Origin of the sequence: Bacteroides luhongzhouii (genome assembly GCF_009193295.2) — a bacterium.
GTDB lineage: Bacteria > Bacteroidota > Bacteroidia > Bacteroidales > Bacteroidaceae > Bacteroides > Bacteroides luhongzhouii.
The window spans coordinates 4,782,357-4,803,406 of record NZ_CP059973.1 but is presented as its reverse complement, the minus strand read 5'-3'; the positions used below and the strand labels follow the sequence as shown (position 1 = coordinate 4,803,406).

The following is a 21,050-nucleotide window of genomic DNA, read 5'->3' as shown; positions in this document are numbered from 1 at the left end:
TATCAGTTTCTGAAAGAAAAAAGAATTTGAGTCGCATAAGTCGCACTTTTCATGTAGAAGAATGTACTTATGCGACTTTTTATATAAGCCCCATTCTATAATTTAATCTTATACTATGTGAATTTTATGAAGAAATCTGTTTTAATATCATTTGTTCTGATTGCTTTGGGAGTAGGGGTGATGGCGTACGCAAGATATGCGACATTATCTTCTGATACGACACCAGCTAAAATAGAGCAACGTTTGCGGGAGAAAGCGCAGGCGGGAAAGGCTTATTGTGATAAGAACGGGTATAACACAAATTATTGCTTTCTGGTAGATTTCAGTATTCATTCCGGTAAAAAGCGTTTCTTTGTATGGGATTTCAAGGGAGATTCTATAAAATATGCAAGTCTCTGTGCGCATGGATACGGAAAAAATAGTACGCTATCCAAGCCTGTATTCAGTAATGTGGAAGGTAGTTATTGCTCTTCTTTAGGAAAATATAAGATAGGGATACGATCATATAGTAAGTGGGGGATTAATGTTCATTATAAATTGCACGGATTGGAAGCGACGAATAACAATGCTTTCAAACGGTATATCGTGTTACATTCTTATACTCCGATGCCGGAAACGGAGGTGTATCCTTTGCACCTTCCGTTAGGAATCAGTCAAGGGTGTCCTGTGATTTCCGATGAGGTGATGAGGAAGGTTGACGGGTTGCTCAAGGCAGAAAAGAAACCTGTATTGTTATGGGTCTATGATTAAGAAATGCTATTTATTTGTGATAAATCGAGGTAATCTCTTCTTTTTTGTTACCTTTGCGAAGTTAAAAATTATATGATATGAAATACGTAAAAATACTATTTGCAATTGCACTTGTGTTTACCATGTGCTCCGCTTTTTCTCTGAAAAAAGACCATTCTAAACCGGTTTATGCTTTTGGAATATCTGCTTCATTTACGGATACAGTAGTCTATTTCACGGACATTCAGATATTAGATAGTGCGAAGGTTAGCAAGGAAGGGTTCTTGGCTCATCGTGAATTATATAGTTATCAGTTGAAGAATTATCTGGAGGATAACCAATTGCAGCAGAATAGTACGTGTATGATTTACTTCTCGGAAAACAGAAAAAAGTTGGAAAAAGAAGCAACGAAGATTCTGAATAAATACAAGAAGAATAATAGAATGATAGTATCGCGGATTGATTCGGATAAATTCCGCTTTACGAAACCGGAAGAGTAATAAGCAATAGTTAAATTGTTAATATAATAAGAGATGCAGGCTTGCATCTCTTATTTTTTTATCTTTGTCCCTGTTATTAATGAGGAATATTATGAAAAAGATTAAAATATTATCACTTTTGTTCTGTGTTGCAATATTGGCGGCAGCTTGTCACGATGATGAAGAAGGTCCTATTATACCTCAACCACGTGAACAAGTTGGACGTACTGTATTGGTATATATTGTAGGTGATAATGGCGTTAATGAATTATCTGATCTCTTTAAGATCAATTTTGAAGATATGAAAGAGGGTATGAAAGAGGTAGATTATTCAAAATGTAATTTAGTTGTTTATAGTGAAATGGTTAATGATGTTCCTCGTCTTGTTTCATTAAAAAAACAGAACGGAAAAGTGGTAGCAGACACTCTTTTTACCTATTCGGAACAGAATCCTTTGGCAAAAGAGGTTATGTCGTCTGTTATTTCTCAAACGGTAAGTTATTTCCCGGCGGATAGCTATGGCTTTGTGTTTTTATCTCATAGTTCTTCATGGGTGCCGGCTACCAATGATGCGAATTCTCGTTCAATCGGGTACTATCGTAGAACTCAAATGAATATTCCGGATTTTCATGATGTATTGTTATCTTCTTTTCCTAGACCTTTGAAATTTATTCTGTTTGATTCATGTTCGATGCAGGCTGTGGAGGTAGCTTATGAACTACGTGATTGTGCTGAATATTTTATTGGTTCACCAACTGAAATTCCTGGTCCTGGGGCCCCTTATAGTGTAGTTGTGCCGGAGATGTTTACAGAGAATAATTTGGCTATAAATATAGCTAGTGCTTATTTCAATTATTATGAAAAGTTTTATACTGGCAAAGCACCATCGGTTAATACAAATTGGACGGGAGGAGTTGCAACATCTGTAATTAATAGTGCTGCTTTGGATAACTTAGCTATGGTTGTTAAAACTATTATTCCTAAATATATTAAAGATGCGGGAGGGGTACAATGTAATGATATACAGCTTTATGATTTTAGCAGTGATAAAGCAAATTATGATTTTGATAATCTGATTCAAAATTTAACGGGAGGAAAAGATAATACTGATTATCAATCATGGCGTCAAGCTTTTGATGAGGCTGTAATTTATAGGAAAACTACACCGAAAAATTATTCGGGAATTACTTATACTATGTTTTCCATGGAAAAGGCGGAAGGTCTGTCCACTTATATACCTCGTGGAAGCTTAGACTCAAAAATGAATAATTTTTATCGAACATTACAATGGTATTCTGCTGCCGGATGGGATGAGACTGGTTGGTAATTAAAAGTCTATAATCTACTTGCATAAAGCAGGGTATAGATGAGCCAAACAATGATCATGTATGGGCTGCCAATACTATAACAACTCTTGATTTTAAGGCGGTGAAAGGGGCAATAGTACTTCTGTCTCGCCGAAGTTGCAGGCGTCCCCCTCTACAAGCGAGCAATCTCTTTGAGCTGCTCATTATCTAACTGAAAAATATTTTTCTCCATGATATTATTTTTAGGCACTATAAAATATTTTGTGTAAATGGAAATACGGGATTCAAGTTTGAGTCTCGTATTTTTTATTTTATACATTTGCAAAATGAAGAAGATTATGAAAAAAAAGAATCACGTAGTGCCTGATGAGGTATTAAGCAAGGAGTTCCTTAGCCAGTTCAAAACAGAAGCCGATGTGAGCAAGTTTCTTAAACAGTTGCATGCCCAAGTACTGGAGAAAATGCTTGAGGGTGAAATGGATGTCCATTTGGGCTATGAGAAGAATTCTGTGGCAGGAAATAACACCGGCAATTCCCGAAATGGCAGTTATCCGAAGAAAATCCAAACCGAACATGGAGAGTCTGTCATCTCCATTCCGCGTGACCGTAACGGCCAGTTTGAACCGATAGCAGTTCCAAAACATGAGAGCCGTGGACTTTCAATAGAAAAGCTTGTTATCTCCCTATATGCCAAAGGAATGAGCGTTTCTGATATAGAGGAAGAGATGCGTGAGATTTATGAAATAGAACTCTCAACATCAGCCATTTCCATCATTACAAATAAGGTAAATCAGGCTGCTCAGGAATGGCAGAACCGTCCTTTGGATCCGGTTTATCTGATAGCCTGGATGGACGGTATCGTCTTCAAGGTACGTGATAACGGCAAGATCATAAACAAGACCGTTTATCTTTGTGTCGGGCTGAAACAGAACGGCCTGAAAGAAGTCCTCGGCATGTGGGTCGGCAAATCGGAAAGTTCTTCTTTCTGGATGGGCGTCCTGACTGATTTAAAAGCACGTGGAGTGCAGGATATACTGATTACCTGTACCGACAATTTGAATGGATTTACGGACACCATTCGGACCGTATTCCCTCAATCATCCACTCAGATCTGTGTGGTACATCAGATCAGAAACTCGTGTAAATATGTCGTGTATAAGGACAAAAAAGAGTTTACGGCAGATATGAAGAATATCTATAATGCACCCAACAAAGAGGTGGCTGCAGCAGAGCTTGATAATCTGGAAAAGAAGTGGGGAGGAAAGTATCCTTATGCCATACTTTCATGGAGAAACAACTGGGATGATCTGACGGTTTTCTTCCAGTTTCCATTGGAAATCAGAAAAATAATCTATACCACAAATTTTATTGAAAATCTCAACGGAAAAATCAGAAAGTACACGAAATCAAAGCTTTCATTCCCTTCAGATGATGCCGTGAAGAAAACTGTATATCTGTCACTGATGGAGATTGAGAAGAAATGGACACAGCCAATTCATAACTGGGGATTGATTATGAACCAATTTATGCTTATTTTTGAAAACAGAATACAGATATAAGAAGAACTTACAACTGAATCCTGTTTCCATTTACACAAAATTGTGGACAGTGTCTATTTTTATTGTATAGAATATGTTTATGCATGAATAACAACTGAAAAGGAATTTTGCTCGGTGGGCATACGATATATGGATTCGACCGGATTTCTGGATTTATCTTTTTCTTTTTTTGCTCTTTCCAAAAGACGAATTCAGGTTACTTACGCACTTCCCTCTGCGGCTTATTTTTCATTTTCATTTCTCATATTCTCATAAATGATACAATAATCTCCTGTAAAACAACAATATAACACTATGATAAATAAAGTATAAAATGGTATTTCTCATACTATTTCTATCATTTATCCTTAAAAATGATGCATTTCTCATAGGTTTTAAATCGTTTCTTATCTTATTCTCATACTCCTTTTATCTATTTTGCTCCTTTCTCATGCATTATGTCTGTATCTTTTCCCGGACTCTCTTCGGACTTTACGATTATTCCTTTCTTTATGTCGTTTATTAAGCAACTTCCTATTGTTTATTGCTTTCCTGTGTATCATGTACCTTATATCTTTATGCTTTTCCTTAATCATTGCTATTTTTTCCTGCTACTATCTGTATCATTGCACTCGAGTGAACAGATCTTTTCACTCGAGTAGACGGTTCTTTCTACTCTAGTGCAATGATCTGTTCACTGTAGTGGAACGATACAGATGCAGGTAGGAAAATATGCGGATGTCTACTCTGTATACTTTCAATAAGCACTGATAATATCTTGTAAAGCAGTGTCTAGTCTGGTATTCAGCTTGGTCTTTAGTTTAGGATCTGGCTCGAGAATTTATAGGATAAATAGCCAAAATACTATGAGAAATACCTTTAAAAGGAATGAGAAATGCGCCATTTCTAGCATAAAACTCCGGTAATGCTATGAGAAATACCATTTTATGTTTTATTTCTCATAGTACTATTCCAGTGATTTACAACCAATTACCCTACAATCTATGAGAATATGAGAAATGAAAATATAAAATCGTTTTCAGGCCGCGCATTTTTTTGCTACAATCGCTTTTCATTTTCCTTTTGGCCTTCCCCGTGAATTCATCCTTTTAGTCTCCCTTTTGCAATAAGCGGAACCAGTCATTGCCCTCTTTCCTCTTTTTTTTCATCGGACAGCTCTTCATGCGGATAACTTTCCCGTTGTGCGCCCGTATGCGCCCGCGTGTGATATAATAATGTGTATTTCCCTTATCGTTTCCGACCACGAGCCACTCGTTCTTAAAAAATATGTTCTACAACATCGTTATGGATCAGCACTTTAGGGAATTCCTTCAAAAAAGTTCGAAAAAAGAGTTTAATATATTTGGACGGTATACGAAAAGGGCGTACTTTTGCACCCGCTTTCCAAGAGAAGAAAGCCTTGCGGAATTGACTTGTTGAAAAGGCGTGATTGGTCCTGAAGAAAAGAACAAAAAAACTTCCGAAAAGTTTTGGAGGATAATAAATAAAGTTCTTATCTTTGCATTCCGATTCGCAAAGAAAAAGGCCGGAGCCTTTCTTTTATACATTCTTTCCCTTTCGCATAGAGAGCCTGAGAAATGAGTAAAGAGAAAGGTTGAAAAAAAACTTCCGAAAAAGTTTGGTGGTTAAAAATAAAGTCTTTACCTTTGCACCGCTTTTGAAACGAAAGCAGCAAGTTCTTTGAAATATTGATAAACAATACAAGTAGTACAAGTAAAAAATAGAACCGTCAATACTTGTCCGAGATTGTAGCGATACGATTTAGGATGTCAGGTATTTGAAATAAGGTCAATAAAATTACGGCGTCCTGAACAGAGCAAAAAATCATCTTAACGGATGACAAGATACTTTTACAATGAAGAGTTTGATCCTGGCTCAGGATGAACGCTAGCTACAGGCTTAACACATGCAAGTCGAGGGGCAGCATTTTAGTTTGCTTGCAAACTAAAGATGGCGACCGGCGCACGGGTGAGTAACACGTATCCAACCTGCCGATAACTCGGGGATAGCCTTTCGAAAGAAAGATTAATATCCGATGGCATATCAGTCCCGCATGAGATTGATATTAAAGAATTTCGGTTATCGATGGGGATGCGTTCCATTAGTTTGTTGGCGGGGTAACGGCCCACCAAGACTACGATGGATAGGGGTTCTGAGAGGAAGGTCCCCCACATTGGAACTGAGACACGGTCCAAACTCCTACGGGAGGCAGCAGTGAGGAATATTGGTCAATGGACGAGAGTCTGAACCAGCCAAGTAGCGTGAAGGATGACTGCCCTATGGGTTGTAAACTTCTTTTATATGGGAATAAAGTATTCCACGTGTGGAATTTTGTATGTACCATATGAATAAGGATCGGCTAACTCCGTGCCAGCAGCCGCGGTAATACGGAGGATCCGAGCGTTATCCGGATTTATTGGGTTTAAAGGGAGCGTAGGTGGATTGTTAAGTCAGTTGTGAAAGTTTGCGGCTCAACCGTAAAATTGCAGTTGAAACTGGCAGTCTTGAGTACAGTAGAGGTGGGCGGAATTCGTGGTGTAGCGGTGAAATGCTTAGATATCACGAAGAACTCCGATTGCGAAGGCAGCTCACTAGACTGCAACTGACACTGAGGCTCGAAAGTGTGGGTATCAAACAGGATTAGATACCCTGGTAGTCCACACAGTAAACGATGAATACTCGCTGTTTGCGATATACAGCAAGCGGCCAAGCGAAAGCATTAAGTATTCCACCTGGGGAGTACGCCGGCAACGGTGAAACTCAAAGGAATTGACGGGGGCCCGCACAAGCGGAGGAACATGTGGTTTAATTCGATGATACGCGAGGAACCTTACCCGGGCTTAAATTGCACCTGAATATATTGGAAACAGTATAGCCGCAAGGCAGGTGTGAAGGTGCTGCATGGTTGTCGTCAGCTCGTGCCGTGAGGTGTCGGCTTAAGTGCCATAACGAGCGCAACCCTTATCTTTAGTTACTAACAGGTTATGCTGAGGACTCTAGAGAGACTGCCGTCGTAAGATGTGAGGAAGGTGGGGATGACGTCAAATCAGCACGGCCCTTACGTCCGGGGCTACACACGTGTTACAATGGGGGGTACAGAAGGCAGCTACCTGGTGACAGGATGCTAATCCCAAAAACCTCTCTCAGTTCGGATCGAAGTCTGCAACCCGACTTCGTGAAGCTGGATTCGCTAGTAATCGCGCATCAGCCATGGCGCGGTGAATACGTTCCCGGGCCTTGTACACACCGCCCGTCAAGCCATGAAAGCCGGGGGTACCTGAAGTACGTAACCGCGAGGAGCGTCCTAGGGTAAAACTGGTAATTGGGGCTAAGTCGTAACAAGGTAGCCGTACCGGAAGGTGCGGCTGGAACACCTCCTTTCTGGAGTGATGTCGTAAGACGATGCAACTCTACATGAATAATGTAAAACGGCCATCGTTAAAAATAATGACTTTAAAGGTTCTGTTTTTTGTACTACTGGTACTTGTTTATTTATAATATATAGATCAACCATCTATAGAAGTATAGATAGAGATAAACAGAGAAAAAAGAAGCCGAGTCTAACGCACAGGTAGACAAGGTTGAACTAGTCCTATAGCTCAGTTGGTTAGAGCGCTACACTGATAATGTAGAGGTCGGCAGTTCAACTCTGCCTGGGACTACCAAGCTCAAGAATGAGGAACAGCGAAAGCTGAAAGCTGAAAGCTAAAAAACGATATTCTTGAACAACCTCTTGGGGGATTAGCTCAGCTGGCTAGAGCATCTGCCTTGCACGCAGAGGGTCAACGGTTCGAATCCGTTATTCTCCACTCTCTCTGAAAAGAGAAAACGATCTTTGACATGATGTACAAAAAGTAAAATTAAAAGTAAGAGCTAAAAGTATATATCAAACCGTACGTGTTCGAGTATGCAATATTGATAGCTGGGAGCAATTCCAACGTCAGTACCAATACAAGAATAAAACGTTTGAAAGAAAGTAAGCAAGGGCGCATGGCGGATGCCTTGGCTCTCGGAGGCGATGAAGGACGTGATAAGCTGCGATAAGCTTCGGGTAGGTGCAAATAACCTTTGATCCGAAGATTTCCGAATGGGACAACCCGTCATTCTGAAGGAATGACATCTTGCATAGCAAGAGGCTAACGCAGGGAACTGAAACATCTTAGTACCTGCAGGAAAAGAAAATAATAATGATTCCCCTAGTAGTGGCGAGCGAACGGGGATTAGCCCAAACCAATGTTGTTACGGCAATATTGGGGTTGTAGGACCACGATATCGCAAGACATTTAGTGAGAAGAATTCTTTGGAAAATGAAACCATAGACGGTGATAGTCCGGTATTCGAAGCTAAACGAAGCGTAGTGGTATCCTGAGTAGCGCGGGACACGAGGAATCTTGCGTGAATCTGCCGGGACCATCCGGTAAGGCTAAATACTCCCGAGAGACCGATAGCGAACCAGTACTGTGAAGGAAAGGTGAAAAGCACTTCGAATAGAAGAGTGAAATAGTCCCTGAAACCGTGCGCCTACAAGCGGTCGGAGCTTCGTAAGAAGTGACGGCGTGCCTTTTGCATAATGAACCTACGAGTTACTTTTTCCGGCAAGGTTAAGCATTTCAAAATGTGTAGCCGAAGCGAAAGCGAGTCTGAACAGGGCGACTAGTCGGAAGGAGTAGACGCGAAACCAAGTGATCTACCCTTGGTCAGGTTGAAGGTTAGGTAACACTAACTGGAGGACCGAACCGATAAGCGTTGAAAAGCTTCCGGATGAACTGAGGGTGGGGGTGAAAGGCTAATCAAACTTGGAGATAGCTCGTACTCCCCGAAATGCATTTAGGTGCAGCCTTGGGAATTACTACTGTGAGGTAGAGCGACTGATAAGATGCGAGGGCTTCACCGCCTATCAAGTCTTGATAAACTCCGAATGCGCAGTAGTTCGATCCCAGGAGTGAGGGCATGGGTGCTAAGGTCCATGTCCTAAAGGAGAAGAATCCAGACCATCAGCTAAGGTCCCGAAATAATTGCTAAGTTGAACTAACGAAGTCAGATTGCTAAGACAGCTAGGATGTTGGCTTGGAAGCAGCCATTCATTTAAAGAGTGCGTAACAGCTCACTAGTCGAGGAGTTTGGCGTGGATAATAATCGGGCATCAAGCAATTTACCGAAGCTATGGGATCAGTAATGATCGGTAGGGGAGCATTCCACTCTGCGTCGAAGGTGAAGCGTGAGCTTTGCTGGAGCGTGTGGAAAAGCAAATGTAGGTATAAGTAACGATAAAGGGGGTGAGAAACCCCCTCGCCGAAAGACTAAGGTTTCCTGATCAACGCTAATCGGATCAGGGTTAGTCGGGTCCTAAGGCTCAGCCGAACGGTGAGGCCGATGGCAGAACAGGTTAATATTCCTGTACTACCTTAAGGAGTGACGTGGAGACGGAGTCGTGACAACGCCGCGGACTGACGGAATAGTCCGTTGAAGGGTGTAGATGTTGATCTTTGCAGGCAAATCCACAAAGAGAGTCGAACCTGATAGTATACCAATTCCTTCGGGAAACGGTAATAGTGCGTGTAAGCATACTCCCAAGAAAATCCGCTAAACTTAATCTTTAAGGTACCCGTACCGCAAACGGACACACGTAGTCGGGTTGAATATACTAAGGCGCTTGAGTGATTCACGGTTAAGGAACTAGGCAAATTGACCCTGTAACTTCGGGATAAAGGGTCCCAACGAGAGTTGGGCGCAGAGAATAGGTCCAGGCAACTGTTTAACAAAAACACAGGGCTGTGCTAAATTGAAAGATTACGTATACAGCCTGACACCTGCCCGGTGCTGGAAGGTTAAGAGGAGATGTCATCGCAAGAGAAGCATTGAATTGAAGCCCCAGTAAACGGCGGCCGTAACTATAACGGTCCTAAGGTAGCGAAATTCCTTGTCGGGTAAGTTCCGACCTGCACGAATGGTGTAATGATCTGGACACTGTCTCAACCGTGAGCTCAGTGAAATTGTAGTATCGGTGAAGATGCCGATTACCCGCGATGGGACGAAAAGACCCCGTGAACCTTTACTATAGCTTAACATTGAATTTGGGTAATTGATGTGTAGGATAGGCCGGAGACTTCGAAGCAGGTACGCCAGTATTTGTGGAGTCGCTGTTGAAATACGGCCCTTTGATTATTTGAGTTCTAACCCGTGGTTGCGGGGACACTGTTTGGTGGGTAGTTTGACTGGGGTGGTCGCCTCCAAAAGTGTAACGGAGGCTTCTAAAGGTGCCCTCAGGACGATTGGTAACCGTCCGTAGAGTGTAATGGCATAAGGGCGCTTGACTGGGAGACAGACAAGTCGATCAGGTAGGAAACTAGAGCATAGTGATCCGGTGTTTCCGTATGGAAGGGACATCGCTCAAAGGATAAAAGGTACTCCGGGGATAACAGGCTGATCCCTCCCAAGAGCTCATATCGACGGAGGGGTTTGGCACCTCGATGTCGGCTCGTCACATCCTGGGGCTGGAGAAGGTCCCAAGGGTTGGGCTGTTCGCCCATTAAAGTGGCACGCGAGCTGGGTTCAGAACGTCGTGAGACAGTTCGGTCTCTATCTATCGTGGGCGTATGAAATTTGCGTGGCTCTGACACTAGTACGAGAGGACCGTGTTGGACTGACCGCTGGTTTACCAGTTGTGCCGCCAGGTGCATTGCTGGGTATCTAAGTCGGGATTGGATAAGTGCTGAAAGCATCTAAGTACGAAGCCAGCCACAAGATTAGATTTCTTAGGGTCGTCAAAGACGATGACGTTGATAGGATGCAGGTGTAAAGGTGGTAACATCAAAGCCGAGCATTACTAATTGCCCGTTCACTTTCTTTCAAATATGTACCGGTTGGGTATATACGTTTAGCGGATTGCTCTTCAATGAGCGATGAGCTTTCAATTTTACTTTTCATCATGTCATAACCTTATTCAGGTGGTTATAGCACGAGGGTTCCACCTCTTCCCATTCCGAACAGAGAAGTTAAGCCTCGTCACGCCGATGGTACTGCGTAACAGTGGGAGAGTAGGTAGCCGCCGTTTTTAAGAAGCCCCTTGATTCAACTAAGAATCAAGGGGCTTTCTGTTTTTATATGAATTAGGTGAAATACCGATAGCTTTTGTTATTTAATCTTGTATTAATATCCTGTTTGTCGTTTTAAGTATATAGATATTTCCAAATGTCTTTTGGATTCCTTATATTTGTTTACCGGCTTGAATGATCCGGTAAATGTGTCATTTAGTAATAGAAAAGGGGCAAAAGCGGAGCAAAATAGGTGTAGGACTGTGATTTTTTTGCAAACAAATCTTTTTCTTTTCTTCTTTCTCTTTTTTATCAAATTGATTTTTGTAAATTTGGCGAGAATCTGGTAAAGGACACACAGTAAAGTTAATATAGTAATAATACTAAATTCTCCTGTTAATATGGAAAACAAAATTCAAGAGTTGACCGATAAGATTTATCGTGAAGGCGTGGAAAAAGGAAACGAGGAAGCGCAGAGACTTATCGCGAATGCTCAGGAAGAAGCTAAGAAAATCATTGAGGATGCCCGAAAAGAGGCAGAATCAATTGTTAACTCCTCTCGTAAATCTGCTGATGAGTTAGCAGAGAATACAAAATCAGAGTTAAAACTATTTGCCGGTCAGGCTGTGAATGCGCTCAAATCTGAAGTCGCTACAATGGTAACTGACAAGTTGATAACCGCTTCTGTGAAAGATTTCGCTCAGGATAAAGATTACCTGAACGCGTTTATCGTAGCATTGGCATCCAAATGGAGCATAGATGAACCTATCGTCATCTCAACAGCCGATGCGGAATCACTGAAAAAGTATTTTGCAGCTCATGCAAAAGCTTTGTTAGACAAGGGAGTGACTATCCAGCAAGTAAATGGTATCAAAACTCTGTTTACCGTTTCTCCGGCGGACGGTTCGTATAAGGTGAACTTCGGAGAAGAAGAATTCATGAATTACTTCAAAGCGTTCTTGCGTCCTCAATTAGTAGAAATGCTATTTTAAAAGAAGCGACTATGAGTAGTAAGTACTATTACTTGGTAGCAGGTTTGCCGGAACTTTCGCTGGAAGACAGCAAGCTGAGCTATACAGTAGCCGATTTTAAAACTGAAATCTACAATGGATTGTCTGCTTCAGACCGGAAGTTGATCGACTTGTTTTATCTGAAGTTTGATAATGCAAATGTGCTGAAACTTCTCAAAGATAAAGAAGCGGAAATCGACAAACGGGGAAACTACTCTGCTGAAGAGCTCACAGAATATATTTCTATTCTGAGAGAAGGCGGAGAAATCAGTCCTAAAGAATTTCCGGTCTATCTTTCCACTTTTATAACTGATTATTTGAATACTCCGGCTGAAAGTACGACTTTGCACGAAGATCATCTGGCTGCTTTGTATTATGAGTATGCTATGCAGTGTGGGAATAAGTTTGTTTCTGCCTGGTTTGAATTCAATCTGAACATCAATAACATTCTAGTTGCATTTACCAGCCGTAAATTCAAATGGGATATTGCTTCTAATGTTGTGGGAAATACGGAAGTATGTGAAGCATTGCGTACATCGAGTGCCCGCGATTTCGGACTCTCCGGTGAAGTGGATGTTTTTGAATCGTTAGTGAAAATCAGTGAGATTACAGAATTGGTGGAGCGTGAGAAGAAGTTGGATGCCCTGCGGTGGAACTGGATGGAGGATGCTATTTTCTTCGACTATTTCACTATTGAGCGTATTTTCGCTTTCCTGCTGAAGCTGGAAATGATTGAAAGGTGGATTTCACTGGATAAGGAAAGAGGTAATCAGTTGTTCAGAAACATTATTGAGTCGCTGAAGAACGAAGTGCAGATTCCTGCAGAATTCAGATAATAAAATTAAAGAAATATATGGCAACAAAAGGAACTGTTAGTGGCGTTATTGCCAACATGGTGACCCTCGTCGTTGACGGACCGGTAGCTCAAAATGAGATTTGTTATATCTCGACCGGTGGCGATAAGTTGATGGCGGAGGTGATTAAGGTTGTAGGTTCACATGTATATGTCCAGGTGTTCGAAAGTACCCGTGGACTGAAAGTGGGCGCCGAAGCCGAATTTACAGGACACATGCTTGAGGTGACATTAGGTCCGGGCATGTTATCGAAAAACTATGATGGTCTGCAAAATGACCTCGACAAGATGGACGGAGTTTTCCTGAAGAGAGGACAATATACGTATCCGCTGGATAAAGAGCGTATATGGCATTTCGTACCATTGGTGAATGTAGGTGACAAAGTGCAGGCTTCTGCATGGTTGGGACAGGTGGATGAGAACTTTCAGCCGTTGAAAATAATGGCCCCGTTCACTATGAAGGGAACGGCTACCGTAAAAACAATCATGCCGGAAGGTGATTATAAGATAGAAGACACCATCGCAATTCTGACAGACGAAGAAGGTAATGATATTCCTGTAACTATGATTCAGAGATGGCCCGTAAAACGTGCGATGACGAATTATAAGGAAAAACCGCGTCCTTTCAAATTGTTGGAGACTGGTGTACGTGTGATTGATACGCTGAATCCGATTGTGGAAGGTGGTACGGGATTTATCCCCGGTCCGTTCGGTACAGGTAAAACGGTGCTTCAGCATGCTATCTCTAAGCAGGCGGAAGCGGATATCGTTATCATTGCAGCTTGTGGTGAACGTGCTAATGAAGTTGTGGAAATCTTTACCGAGTTTCCCGAACTGGTAGACCCGCACACAGGACGTAAGTTGATGGAGCGTACTATTATTATTGCCAATACTTCTAACATGCCGGTAGCTGCCCGTGAAGCATCTGTATATACAGCGATGACATTGGCAGAATATTACCGTTCAATGGGATTGAAAGTCTTGTTGATGGCTGACTCTACTTCCCGCTGGGCACAGGCTTTGCGTGAGATGTCCAACCGTATGGAAGAGTTGCCTGGTCCAGATGCTTTCCCGATGGATATTTCGGCTATTATCTCTAACTTCTACGGTCGTGCGGGATATGTAAAACTGAACAATGACGAAACGGGTTCTATTACATTTATCGGTACGGTATCTCCTGCCGGTGGTAACTTGAAAGAGCCGGTGACTGAAAATACGAAGAAGGTAGCCCGTTGTTTCTATGCTTTGGAACAGGACCGTGCTGATAAAAAACGTTATCCGGCAGTGAATCCGATTGATTCTTATTCAAAATATATCGAATACCCGGAATTTGAAGAGTATATCAAAGATCATATCAACGATGAATGGATCGGAAAAGTCAATGAACTTAAGACCCGTTTACAACGTGGTAAGGAAATTGCCGAACAGATCAATATTCTTGGTGACGATGGTGTGCCGGTAGAATATCACGTGATCTTCTGGAAATCTGAATTGATTGACTTTGTAATCCTGCAACAGGATGCTTTCGATGAAATTGACGCGGTAACTCCGATGGAACGTCAGGAAGACATTCTGAATATGATAATCGACATCTGTCATACGGAATTTGAATTTGATAACTTCAACGAAGTAATGGACTACTTCAAGAAGATGATTAATATCTGTAAGCAGATGAACTACTCGAAGTTCAAATCAGAACAGTATGAAGGATTCCAGAAACAACTGAAGGAATTGATTGAAGAGAGGAAACTTCAATCGTAAATCGTAAATTGTTAAATCGTAAATAAGTAAGATGGCAACAAAAGCTTTTCAAAAGATATATACCAAGATTACTCAGATTACCAAAGCTACTTGTTCGTTGAAAGCGACAGGGGTAGGGTATGATGAGCTTGCCACCGTGGACGGTAAGCTGGCGCAGGTGGTTAAGATTGCCGGTGACGATGTCACTTTGCAGGTATTTGAAGGTACGGAAGGTATTCCGACTAATGCCGAAGTAGTATTTCTCGGCAAATCGCCTACATTGAAAGTGAGTGAGCAGCTGGCCGGACGTTTCTTCAATGCTTTCGGTGACCCGATTGATGGAGGTCCGGACATTGAAGGACAAGAAGTAGAAATTGGTGGTCCGTCTGTGAATCCGGTTCGACGTAAACAACCGTCGGAACTGATTGCAACAGGCATTGCCGGTATCGATTTGAACAATACACTGGTATCCGGTCAGAAGATTCCGTTCTTTGCCGATCCGGACCAACCGTTCAACCAGGTAATGGCAAACGTGGCCTTACGTGCTGAAACGGATAAGATTATCCTCGGCGGTATGGGTATGACGAATGACGACTACTTGTACTTTAAGAATGTGTTCTCTAACGCCGGTGCGCTCGACCGTATCGTGAGTTTCATGAATACGACCGAAAACCCGCCAGTAGAACGTTTGCTGATTCCGGATATGGCACTGACTGCAGCTGAATATTTTGCTGTAAATAATAATGAGAAAGTGTTGGTACTGTTGACAGATATGACGAGCTACGCCGATGCGTTGGCAATCGTATCCAACCGTATGGACCAGATTCCGTCTAAAGACTCTATGCCGGGATCACTTTACTCGGACTTGGCAAAGATTTACGAAAAAGCGGTGCAATTCCCTTCCGGCGGTTCAATCACAATTATTGCGGTGACTACTTTGTCCGGTGGAGATATTACTCATGCTGTGCCTGATAATACGGGTTACATCACAGAAGGTCAGTTGTTCCTGCGCCGTGATAGTGATATTGGTAAGGTTATTGTTGACCCGTTCCGTTCATTGTCTCGTTTGAAACAGCTGGTTACCGGTAAGAAGACGCGTAAGGACCATCCGCAGGTGATGAATGCTGCCGTACGTCTTTATGCCGATGCTGCTAACGCTAAGACGAAGATGGAAAATGGTTTCGACCTGACAAACTACGACGAACGTACGTTGGCTTTTGCGAAGGACTATTCCAATCAGTTATTGGCTATTGATGTTAACCTTGATACAACTGAAATGCTGGACGTTGCCTGGGGCTTGTTCGGTAAATATTTCCGTCCGGAAGAAGTGAATATCAAGAAAGACTTGGTGGATCAATACTGGCCAAAACAAAATAATTAGACAATTAGGCGATTTGCCGTTTACGGTTGAAGTTTGTGGATTATCTATGTTTATAAGAAGTAATTTCAATCGTCTGATTGTAAATCGTTAAATTAGTAAATCAACGAGATGGCTATAAAGTTTCAATATAACAAAACCTCTCTTCAGCAGCTCGAAAAGCAACTGAAAGTGCGGGTGCGTACGCTTCCTATCATTAAGAATAAGGAAAGTGCCCTCCGCATGGAAGTGAAACGCTGTAAAACGGAAGCTGCCGATCTGGAGGATAGGCTCGAACAACAAATTCAAGCCTATGAAGCCATGTTCGCCCTTTGGAATGAGTTTGACGCTTCATTAATAAAGGTGAATGATGTTCATCTTGGCGTGAAAAAGATTGCGGGTGTGCGCGTACCGTTGCTCGAGAATGTAGAATTCGAGATACGTCCGTACAGTATGTTTAATGCTCCCAAGTGGTATGCCGACGGTATCCACCTGTTGGAAGAGCTGGCTCATACGGCAATTGAACGTGAATTTATGCTTGCCAAGCTGAACTTGTTAGAACATGCAAGGAAAAAGACCACTCAAAAGGTGAACCTTTTTGAGAAGGTGCAGATACCGGGCTATCAGGATGCATTGCGAAAGATCAAGCGATTTATGGAAGATGAAGAAAACCTGTCGAAATCTTCGCAAAAGATCATGAAGTCCCATCAAGAAAAAAGGAAGGAGGTAGAGGCATGATTACAAAAATGAAGAAACTCACTTTCCTGGTGTATCACAAAGAGTATGAAGAATTCTTGAACAGCCTGCGGGAACTTGGTGTAGTCCATGTTGTGGAGAAACAACAGGGGGCTGCCGATAATACAGAACTGCAAGAGAACATTCGTCTTTCCAACCGCTTGGCGGCTACTTTGAAGTTGCTTCAGAATCAGAAGCATGAAAAGAATGCCGTGATTGCTACGGAAGGAGGAACGGCTGCCCGTGGAATGCAAGTGCTGGACGAAGTGGATGCTTTACAAACAGAGCATGGAAAGCTGTCACAGCAGTTGCAAAGCTATGCCAAAGAAAAAGAAGCTCTGGAAGCTTGGGGTAACTTTGAACCGGCAGATGTTCAGAAGCTGAAAGATGCCGGTTATGTAATCGGTTTCTATAGCTGTTCGGAAGGAAATTACAAAGAAGAGTGGGAAACGGAATACAATGCAATGATTGTGAACCGCATTTCTTCTAAAGTATTTTTCGTGACTGTAACGAAAGGTGGAGAGGAAGTGGACTTGGATGTAGAGCAGGCCAAATTACCTGCATACTCTTTGGCACATCTTGAAACGCTTTACAATACAACAGAACAGGCCGTTGAAGAGAATGAAAAGAAACTGGTTGCGCTTTCCGAAACGGATATTCCTTCATTGAAGGTTGCTCTGAAAGAGTTGCAAAGCCAGATTGAATTCTCTAAAGTTGTGTTAAGTTCCGAGCAGACTGCCGGTGACAAACTGATGTTGATTGAAGGATGGGCGCCTGCATTCAGTCAAGTGGAGATAGAGGCTTATCTGAATGACGCACATGTATATTATGAGATTACCGATCCGATGCCGGGCGATAATGTTCCTATTCGATTGAATAATAAAGGATTCTTTGCTTGGTTTGAACCGATCTGTAAGCTGTATATGCTTCCGAAGTATAATGAGTTGGACTTGACGCCGTTCTTTGCCCCATTCTTTATGGTCTTTTTCGGACTTTGTCTGGGAGATTCCGGATATGGTTTGTTCCTGTTCCTGGGAGCTACGGCCTATCGGTTGATGGCGAAGAAAGTAACTCCGTCAATGAAGTCAATCATCTCATTGATACAGGTATTGGCGGTATCAACGTTCTTCTGCGGTTTGCTGACTGGTACGTTCTTCGGAGCGAACATCTACAATTTGGATTGGCCGATTATTCAACGCCTGAAACATGCTGTCATGATGGATAATAATGATATGTTCCAATTATCGTTGATATTGGGAGCTATCCAGATTCTATTCGGTATGGTGCTGAAGGCTGTGAATCAGACGATTCAGTTTGGTTTCAAATATGCAGTGGCAACTATCGGATGGATCATCCTGCTGGTTTCAATGGCAGTTTCAGCTTTGTTACCGGACATAATGCCGATGGGAAGCACGGTGCACTTGATAATCCTGGGTGTTTCGGCTGCTATGATCTTCCTTTATAACAGTCCGGGAAAGAACATATTCCTGAATATCGGACTGGGATTATGGGATTCATACAACATGGTTACCGGTTTGCTAGGAGATGTTTTGTCCTACGTTCGTTTGTTTGCCCTCGGACTTTCCGGAGGTATTCTGGCGGGAGTGTTCAACAGTCTGGCAGTGGGTATGAGTCCGGATAATGTAATAGCAGGCCCGATTGTAATGGTGCTGATTTTCGTGATTGGTCATGCAATCAATATTTTCATGAATGTGCTGGGTGCAATGGTTCACCCGATGCGTCTGACGTTCGTTGAGTTCTTCAAGAACTCCGGATATGAAGGAGGCGGTAAAGAGTACAAACCGTTCAGAAATTAAAAAACTGAAGATTAAAAATTAGAAATAGAGAATTAATATTTTAAGAATTAAACAATAAAAAATAGAATAAGATTATGGAAATGAATTTGTTTATCGCCTACATTGGCATCGCGATTATGGTTGGTTTGTCTGGCATCGGTAGTGCTTACGGAGTAACTATTGCAGGTAATGCTGCCATCGGAGCATTGAAGAAGAATGATAGTGCATTCGGTAACTTCCTGGTATTGACAGCCCTTCCGGGTACACAGGGTCTTTATGGTTTTGCCGGTTATTTCATGTTTCAGACTATCTTCGGTATTTTGACTCCTGAAATTACAGCTATTCAGGCATCAGCAGTTCTTGGTGCGGGTATTGCTTTAGGATTGGTTGCCTTATTCTCCGCTATCCGTCAGGGACAAGTTTGTGCAAATGGTATCGCAGCTATCGGACAGGGACACAATGTATTTAGTAATACGTTGATTCTTGCTGTATTCCCCGAGCTTTATGCAATCGTTGCTTTGGCTGCAACCTTCTTGATCGGTAGTGCACTCGTAGCATAATTTTTAGCAAGAATATTTCTTATAAAGGAGTTTCAATCCCCTTGTACATGCAGCTTTGCATGTACAAGGGGATATTCTTTTTTCATTATAGGGCAACGTTTCTTTCCTCTTCTTAACTCATATTTTTCGCATAAAGTATTATTTTTCAAAGAATAATGTGTACTTTTGCACTCGCATACTAAAAAGAGTTTTAATATATTATATGGTAAAAGATTTATTAACCCCCGATTATATCTTCGAGTCCAGCTGGGAAGTATGTAATAAAGTGGGAGGGATATATACCGTCTTGTCGACACGGGCAAATACATTGCAGGAAAAGTTCCGCGACAGAATTTTCTTCATAGGTCCTGATGTATGGCAAGGAAAAGAAAATCCTCTATTCATCGAGTCGGATAACCTATGTGCTGCTTGGAAAAAGCATGCATTTGAGAAAGACGAACTTTCTGTCCGTATAGGACGATGGAATATCCCCGGTGAACCCATAGTCATTCTTGTTGATTTCCAACCTTTTTTTGAAAAGAAAGACGATATATACACAGAAATGTGGAATCGTTATCAAGTAGATTCGTTGCACGCTTATGGCGATTACGACGAAGCTTCTATGTTTTCATACGCTGCGGGAAGAGTGGTAGAGAGTTTCTATCGCTACAACCTGACAGAAACAGATAAGGTGGTATATCAGGCACATGAATGGATGACTGGAATGGGAGCACTTTATGTACAGGAAGCTGTGCCGGAGGTGGCTACTATTTTTACGACCCATGCTACTTCTATCGGTCGTTCTATTGCCGGTAATCATAAACCGTTGTACGACTATTTGTTTGCTTATAATGGCGATCAGATGGCGCAGGAACTGAATATGCAATCGAAACACTCGATTGAAAAACAGACTGCACATTACGTAGACTGTTTTACGACGGTGAGCGAAATAACCAATAATGAGTGTAAGGAATTACTGGATAAACCGGCAGATGTTGTTCTGATGAACGGTTTTGAAGATGATTTCGTACCGAAAGGAAGCACATTTACTGGAAAACGTAAACGTGCGCGTGCTTTGATGCTCAATGTAGCGAATAAATTATTGGGAACAAATCTGGGTGATGATACGTTAATTGTCGGAACCAGTGGAAGATATGAGTTTAAGAATAAAGGTATTGATGTCTTTTTGGAATCATTAAACCGCTTGAACAGGGATAAGAACCTGCATAAGAATGTTTTGGCATTCATCAATGTACCCGGTTGGGTAGGAGAACCCCGTGAGGATTTGCAGGGACGTTTGAAGAGCAAGGAGAAGTTTGATACTCCGCTCGAAGTTCCGTTTATCACTCATTGGCTGCATAATATGACTCATGACCAGGTGTTGGACATGTTGAAATATCTGGGAATGGGCAATCGTTCGGAAGATAAGGTTAAAGTGATTTTTGTACCTTGTTATCTGGATGGTCGTGATGGCATCATGAATAAAGAATATTATGATATATTGTTGGGACAGGATTTGAGTGTCTATGCTTCTTATTACGAACCGTGGGGATATACTCCGCTGGAAAGTGTAGCATTCCATGTGCCGACAATCACTACTGATCTGGCAGGATTCGGACTTTGGGTAAACAGCCTGAAGAACCAGCATGGCATTAATGATGGGGTAGAGGTGCTGCATCGTTCGGACTATAATTATTCGGAAGTGGCGGATGGTATCAAAGATACGATCACGTTATTTGCGGATAAGACAGAGAAAGAAGTGAAGGAAATCCGTAAGCGTGCTGCCGAAGTGGCAGAACAGGCTTTATGGAAGCATTTTATACAATATTACTATGAGGCTTATGACATTGCCTTGCGCAATGCTATGAAGCGTCAGTTGAGTTAAGAAAGAATTATTTATCAATAAGTAAAC

Annotated in this window: 12 protein-coding genes, 2 tRNA genes and 3 rRNA genes; all 17 read left to right on the top strand. The window is 42.1% G+C overall.

From position 1 onward, the window contains the following. The first annotated feature begins 126 nt into the window (after positions 1–126). The 17 genes from GD631_RS18155 (at position 127) to GD631_RS18075 (ending at position 21,023) form a co-directional block, all read left to right on the top strand. Positions 127–750: a murein L,D-transpeptidase catalytic domain-containing protein gene (locus tag GD631_RS18155; RefSeq protein ID WP_143260580.1), complete on the top strand. Its 624-nt coding sequence runs from the start codon at positions 127–129 to the stop codon at positions 748–750. Positions 751–827: 77 nt separating this feature from the next. Further along, complete coding sequence (locus GD631_RS18150; protein ID WP_143260579.1) at positions 828–1,229, top strand: hypothetical protein; 402 nt, start codon at positions 828–830, stop codon at positions 1,227–1,229. A 91-nt stretch (positions 1,230–1,320) separates the two neighbouring features. Next, positions 1,321–2,535 carry a clostripain-related cysteine peptidase gene (locus tag GD631_RS18145; RefSeq protein ID WP_143260578.1) on the top strand — a complete coding sequence of 405 codons (1,215 nt, stop codon included), beginning with the start codon at positions 1,321–1,323 and terminating at the stop codon, positions 2,533–2,535. 318 nt (positions 2,536–2,853) lie between these two features. Then, a complete protein-coding gene (locus tag GD631_RS18140) occupies positions 2,854–4,074 on the top strand; it encodes an IS256 family transposase (RefSeq protein WP_394367637.1) in 1,221 nt (406 codons plus the stop codon). 1,852 nt (positions 4,075–5,926) lie between these two features. After that, a 16S ribosomal RNA gene (locus GD631_RS18135) occupies positions 5,927–7,455 on the top strand. Between the two features lie 207 nt (positions 7,456–7,662). Continuing rightward, positions 7,663–7,739: transfer RNA gene (locus GD631_RS18130), tRNA-Ile, on the top strand. A 70-nt stretch (positions 7,740–7,809) separates the two neighbouring features. Further along, positions 7,810–7,883, top strand: a tRNA-Ala gene (locus GD631_RS18125). A gap of 161 nt (positions 7,884–8,044) precedes the next feature. Further along, positions 8,045–10,924: ribosomal RNA gene (locus GD631_RS18120) — 23S ribosomal RNA — on the top strand. A 93-nt stretch (positions 10,925–11,017) separates the two neighbouring features. Continuing rightward, positions 11,018–11,128 (top strand): 5S ribosomal RNA (rrf, locus tag GD631_RS18115). The 16S, 23S and 5S rRNA genes sit together here with 2 tRNA genes alongside, the layout of an rRNA operon. A 381-nt stretch (positions 11,129–11,509) precedes the next feature. Next, a complete protein-coding gene (locus GD631_RS18110; RefSeq protein WP_004316780.1) occupies positions 11,510–12,100 on the top strand; it encodes a V-type ATP synthase subunit E family protein in 591 nt (196 codons plus the stop codon). Positions 12,101–12,111: 11 nt separating this feature from the next. Beyond that, the gene (locus tag GD631_RS18105; protein WP_143259930.1) at positions 12,112–12,954 is read left to right on the top strand and encodes a DUF2764 domain-containing protein; all 843 of its coding nucleotides are present in this window, start codon (positions 12,112–12,114) and stop codon (positions 12,952–12,954) included. A gap of 17 nt (positions 12,955–12,971) precedes the next feature. Beyond that, positions 12,972–14,732: a V-type ATP synthase subunit A gene (locus tag GD631_RS18100; RefSeq protein ID WP_143259929.1), complete on the top strand. Its 1,761-nt coding sequence runs from the start codon at positions 12,972–12,974 to the stop codon at positions 14,730–14,732. Between the two features lie 31 nt (positions 14,733–14,763). Further along, the gene (locus GD631_RS18095; protein ID WP_004297639.1) at positions 14,764–16,092 is read left to right on the top strand and encodes a V-type ATP synthase subunit B; all 1,329 of its coding nucleotides are present in this window, start codon (positions 14,764–14,766) and stop codon (positions 16,090–16,092) included. Positions 16,093–16,200: 108 nt separating this feature from the next. Further along, a complete protein-coding gene (locus tag GD631_RS18090) occupies positions 16,201–16,806 on the top strand; it encodes a V-type ATP synthase subunit D (RefSeq protein WP_004297640.1) in 606 nt (201 codons plus the stop codon). Next, positions 16,803–18,620 carry a V-type ATP synthase subunit I gene (locus GD631_RS18085; RefSeq protein WP_143259928.1) on the top strand — a complete coding sequence of 606 codons (1,818 nt, stop codon included), beginning with the start codon at positions 16,803–16,805 and terminating at the stop codon, positions 18,618–18,620. Before GD631_RS18090 ends, GD631_RS18085 begins: the two co-directional genes overlap by 4 nt. Positions 18,621–18,694: 74 nt before the next feature. Then, on the top strand, positions 18,695–19,159 hold the full coding sequence (locus tag GD631_RS18080) for a V-type ATP synthase subunit K (protein ID WP_004316776.1): 465 nt from the start codon (positions 18,695–18,697) through the stop codon (positions 19,157–19,159). 202 nt (positions 19,160–19,361) lie between these two features. After that, complete coding sequence (locus GD631_RS18075; protein WP_143259927.1) at positions 19,362–21,023, top strand: glycogen/starch synthase; 1,662 nt, start codon at positions 19,362–19,364, stop codon at positions 21,021–21,023. The last annotated feature ends 27 nt before the right edge of the window (positions 21,024–21,050 follow it).

Coding starts and splice junctions, on each gene's coding strand:
- GD631_RS18155 (WP_143260580.1), top strand. CDS start 127: ATGAAGAAATCTGTTTTAATATCATTTGTTCTGATTGCTTTGGGAGTA.
- GD631_RS18150 (WP_143260579.1), top strand. CDS start 828: ATGAAATACGTAAAAATACTATTTGCAATTGCACTTGTGTTTACCATG.
- GD631_RS18145 (WP_143260578.1), top strand. CDS start 1,321: ATGAAAAAGATTAAAATATTATCACTTTTGTTCTGTGTTGCAATATTG.
- GD631_RS18140 (WP_394367637.1), top strand. CDS start 2,854: ATGAAAAAAAAGAATCACGTAGTGCCTGATGAGGTATTAAGCAAGGAG.
- GD631_RS18110 (WP_004316780.1), top strand. CDS start 11,510: ATGGAAAACAAAATTCAAGAGTTGACCGATAAGATTTATCGTGAAGGC.
- GD631_RS18105 (WP_143259930.1), top strand. CDS start 12,112: ATGAGTAGTAAGTACTATTACTTGGTAGCAGGTTTGCCGGAACTTTCG.
- GD631_RS18100 (WP_143259929.1), top strand. CDS start 12,972: ATGGCAACAAAAGGAACTGTTAGTGGCGTTATTGCCAACATGGTGACC.
- GD631_RS18095 (WP_004297639.1), top strand. CDS start 14,764: ATGGCAACAAAAGCTTTTCAAAAGATATATACCAAGATTACTCAGATT.
- GD631_RS18090 (WP_004297640.1), top strand. CDS start 16,201: ATGGCTATAAAGTTTCAATATAACAAAACCTCTCTTCAGCAGCTCGAA.
- GD631_RS18085 (WP_143259928.1), top strand. CDS start 16,803: ATGATTACAAAAATGAAGAAACTCACTTTCCTGGTGTATCACAAAGAG.
- GD631_RS18080 (WP_004316776.1), top strand. CDS start 18,695: ATGGAAATGAATTTGTTTATCGCCTACATTGGCATCGCGATTATGGTT.
- GD631_RS18075 (WP_143259927.1), top strand. CDS start 19,362: ATGGTAAAAGATTTATTAACCCCCGATTATATCTTCGAGTCCAGCTGG.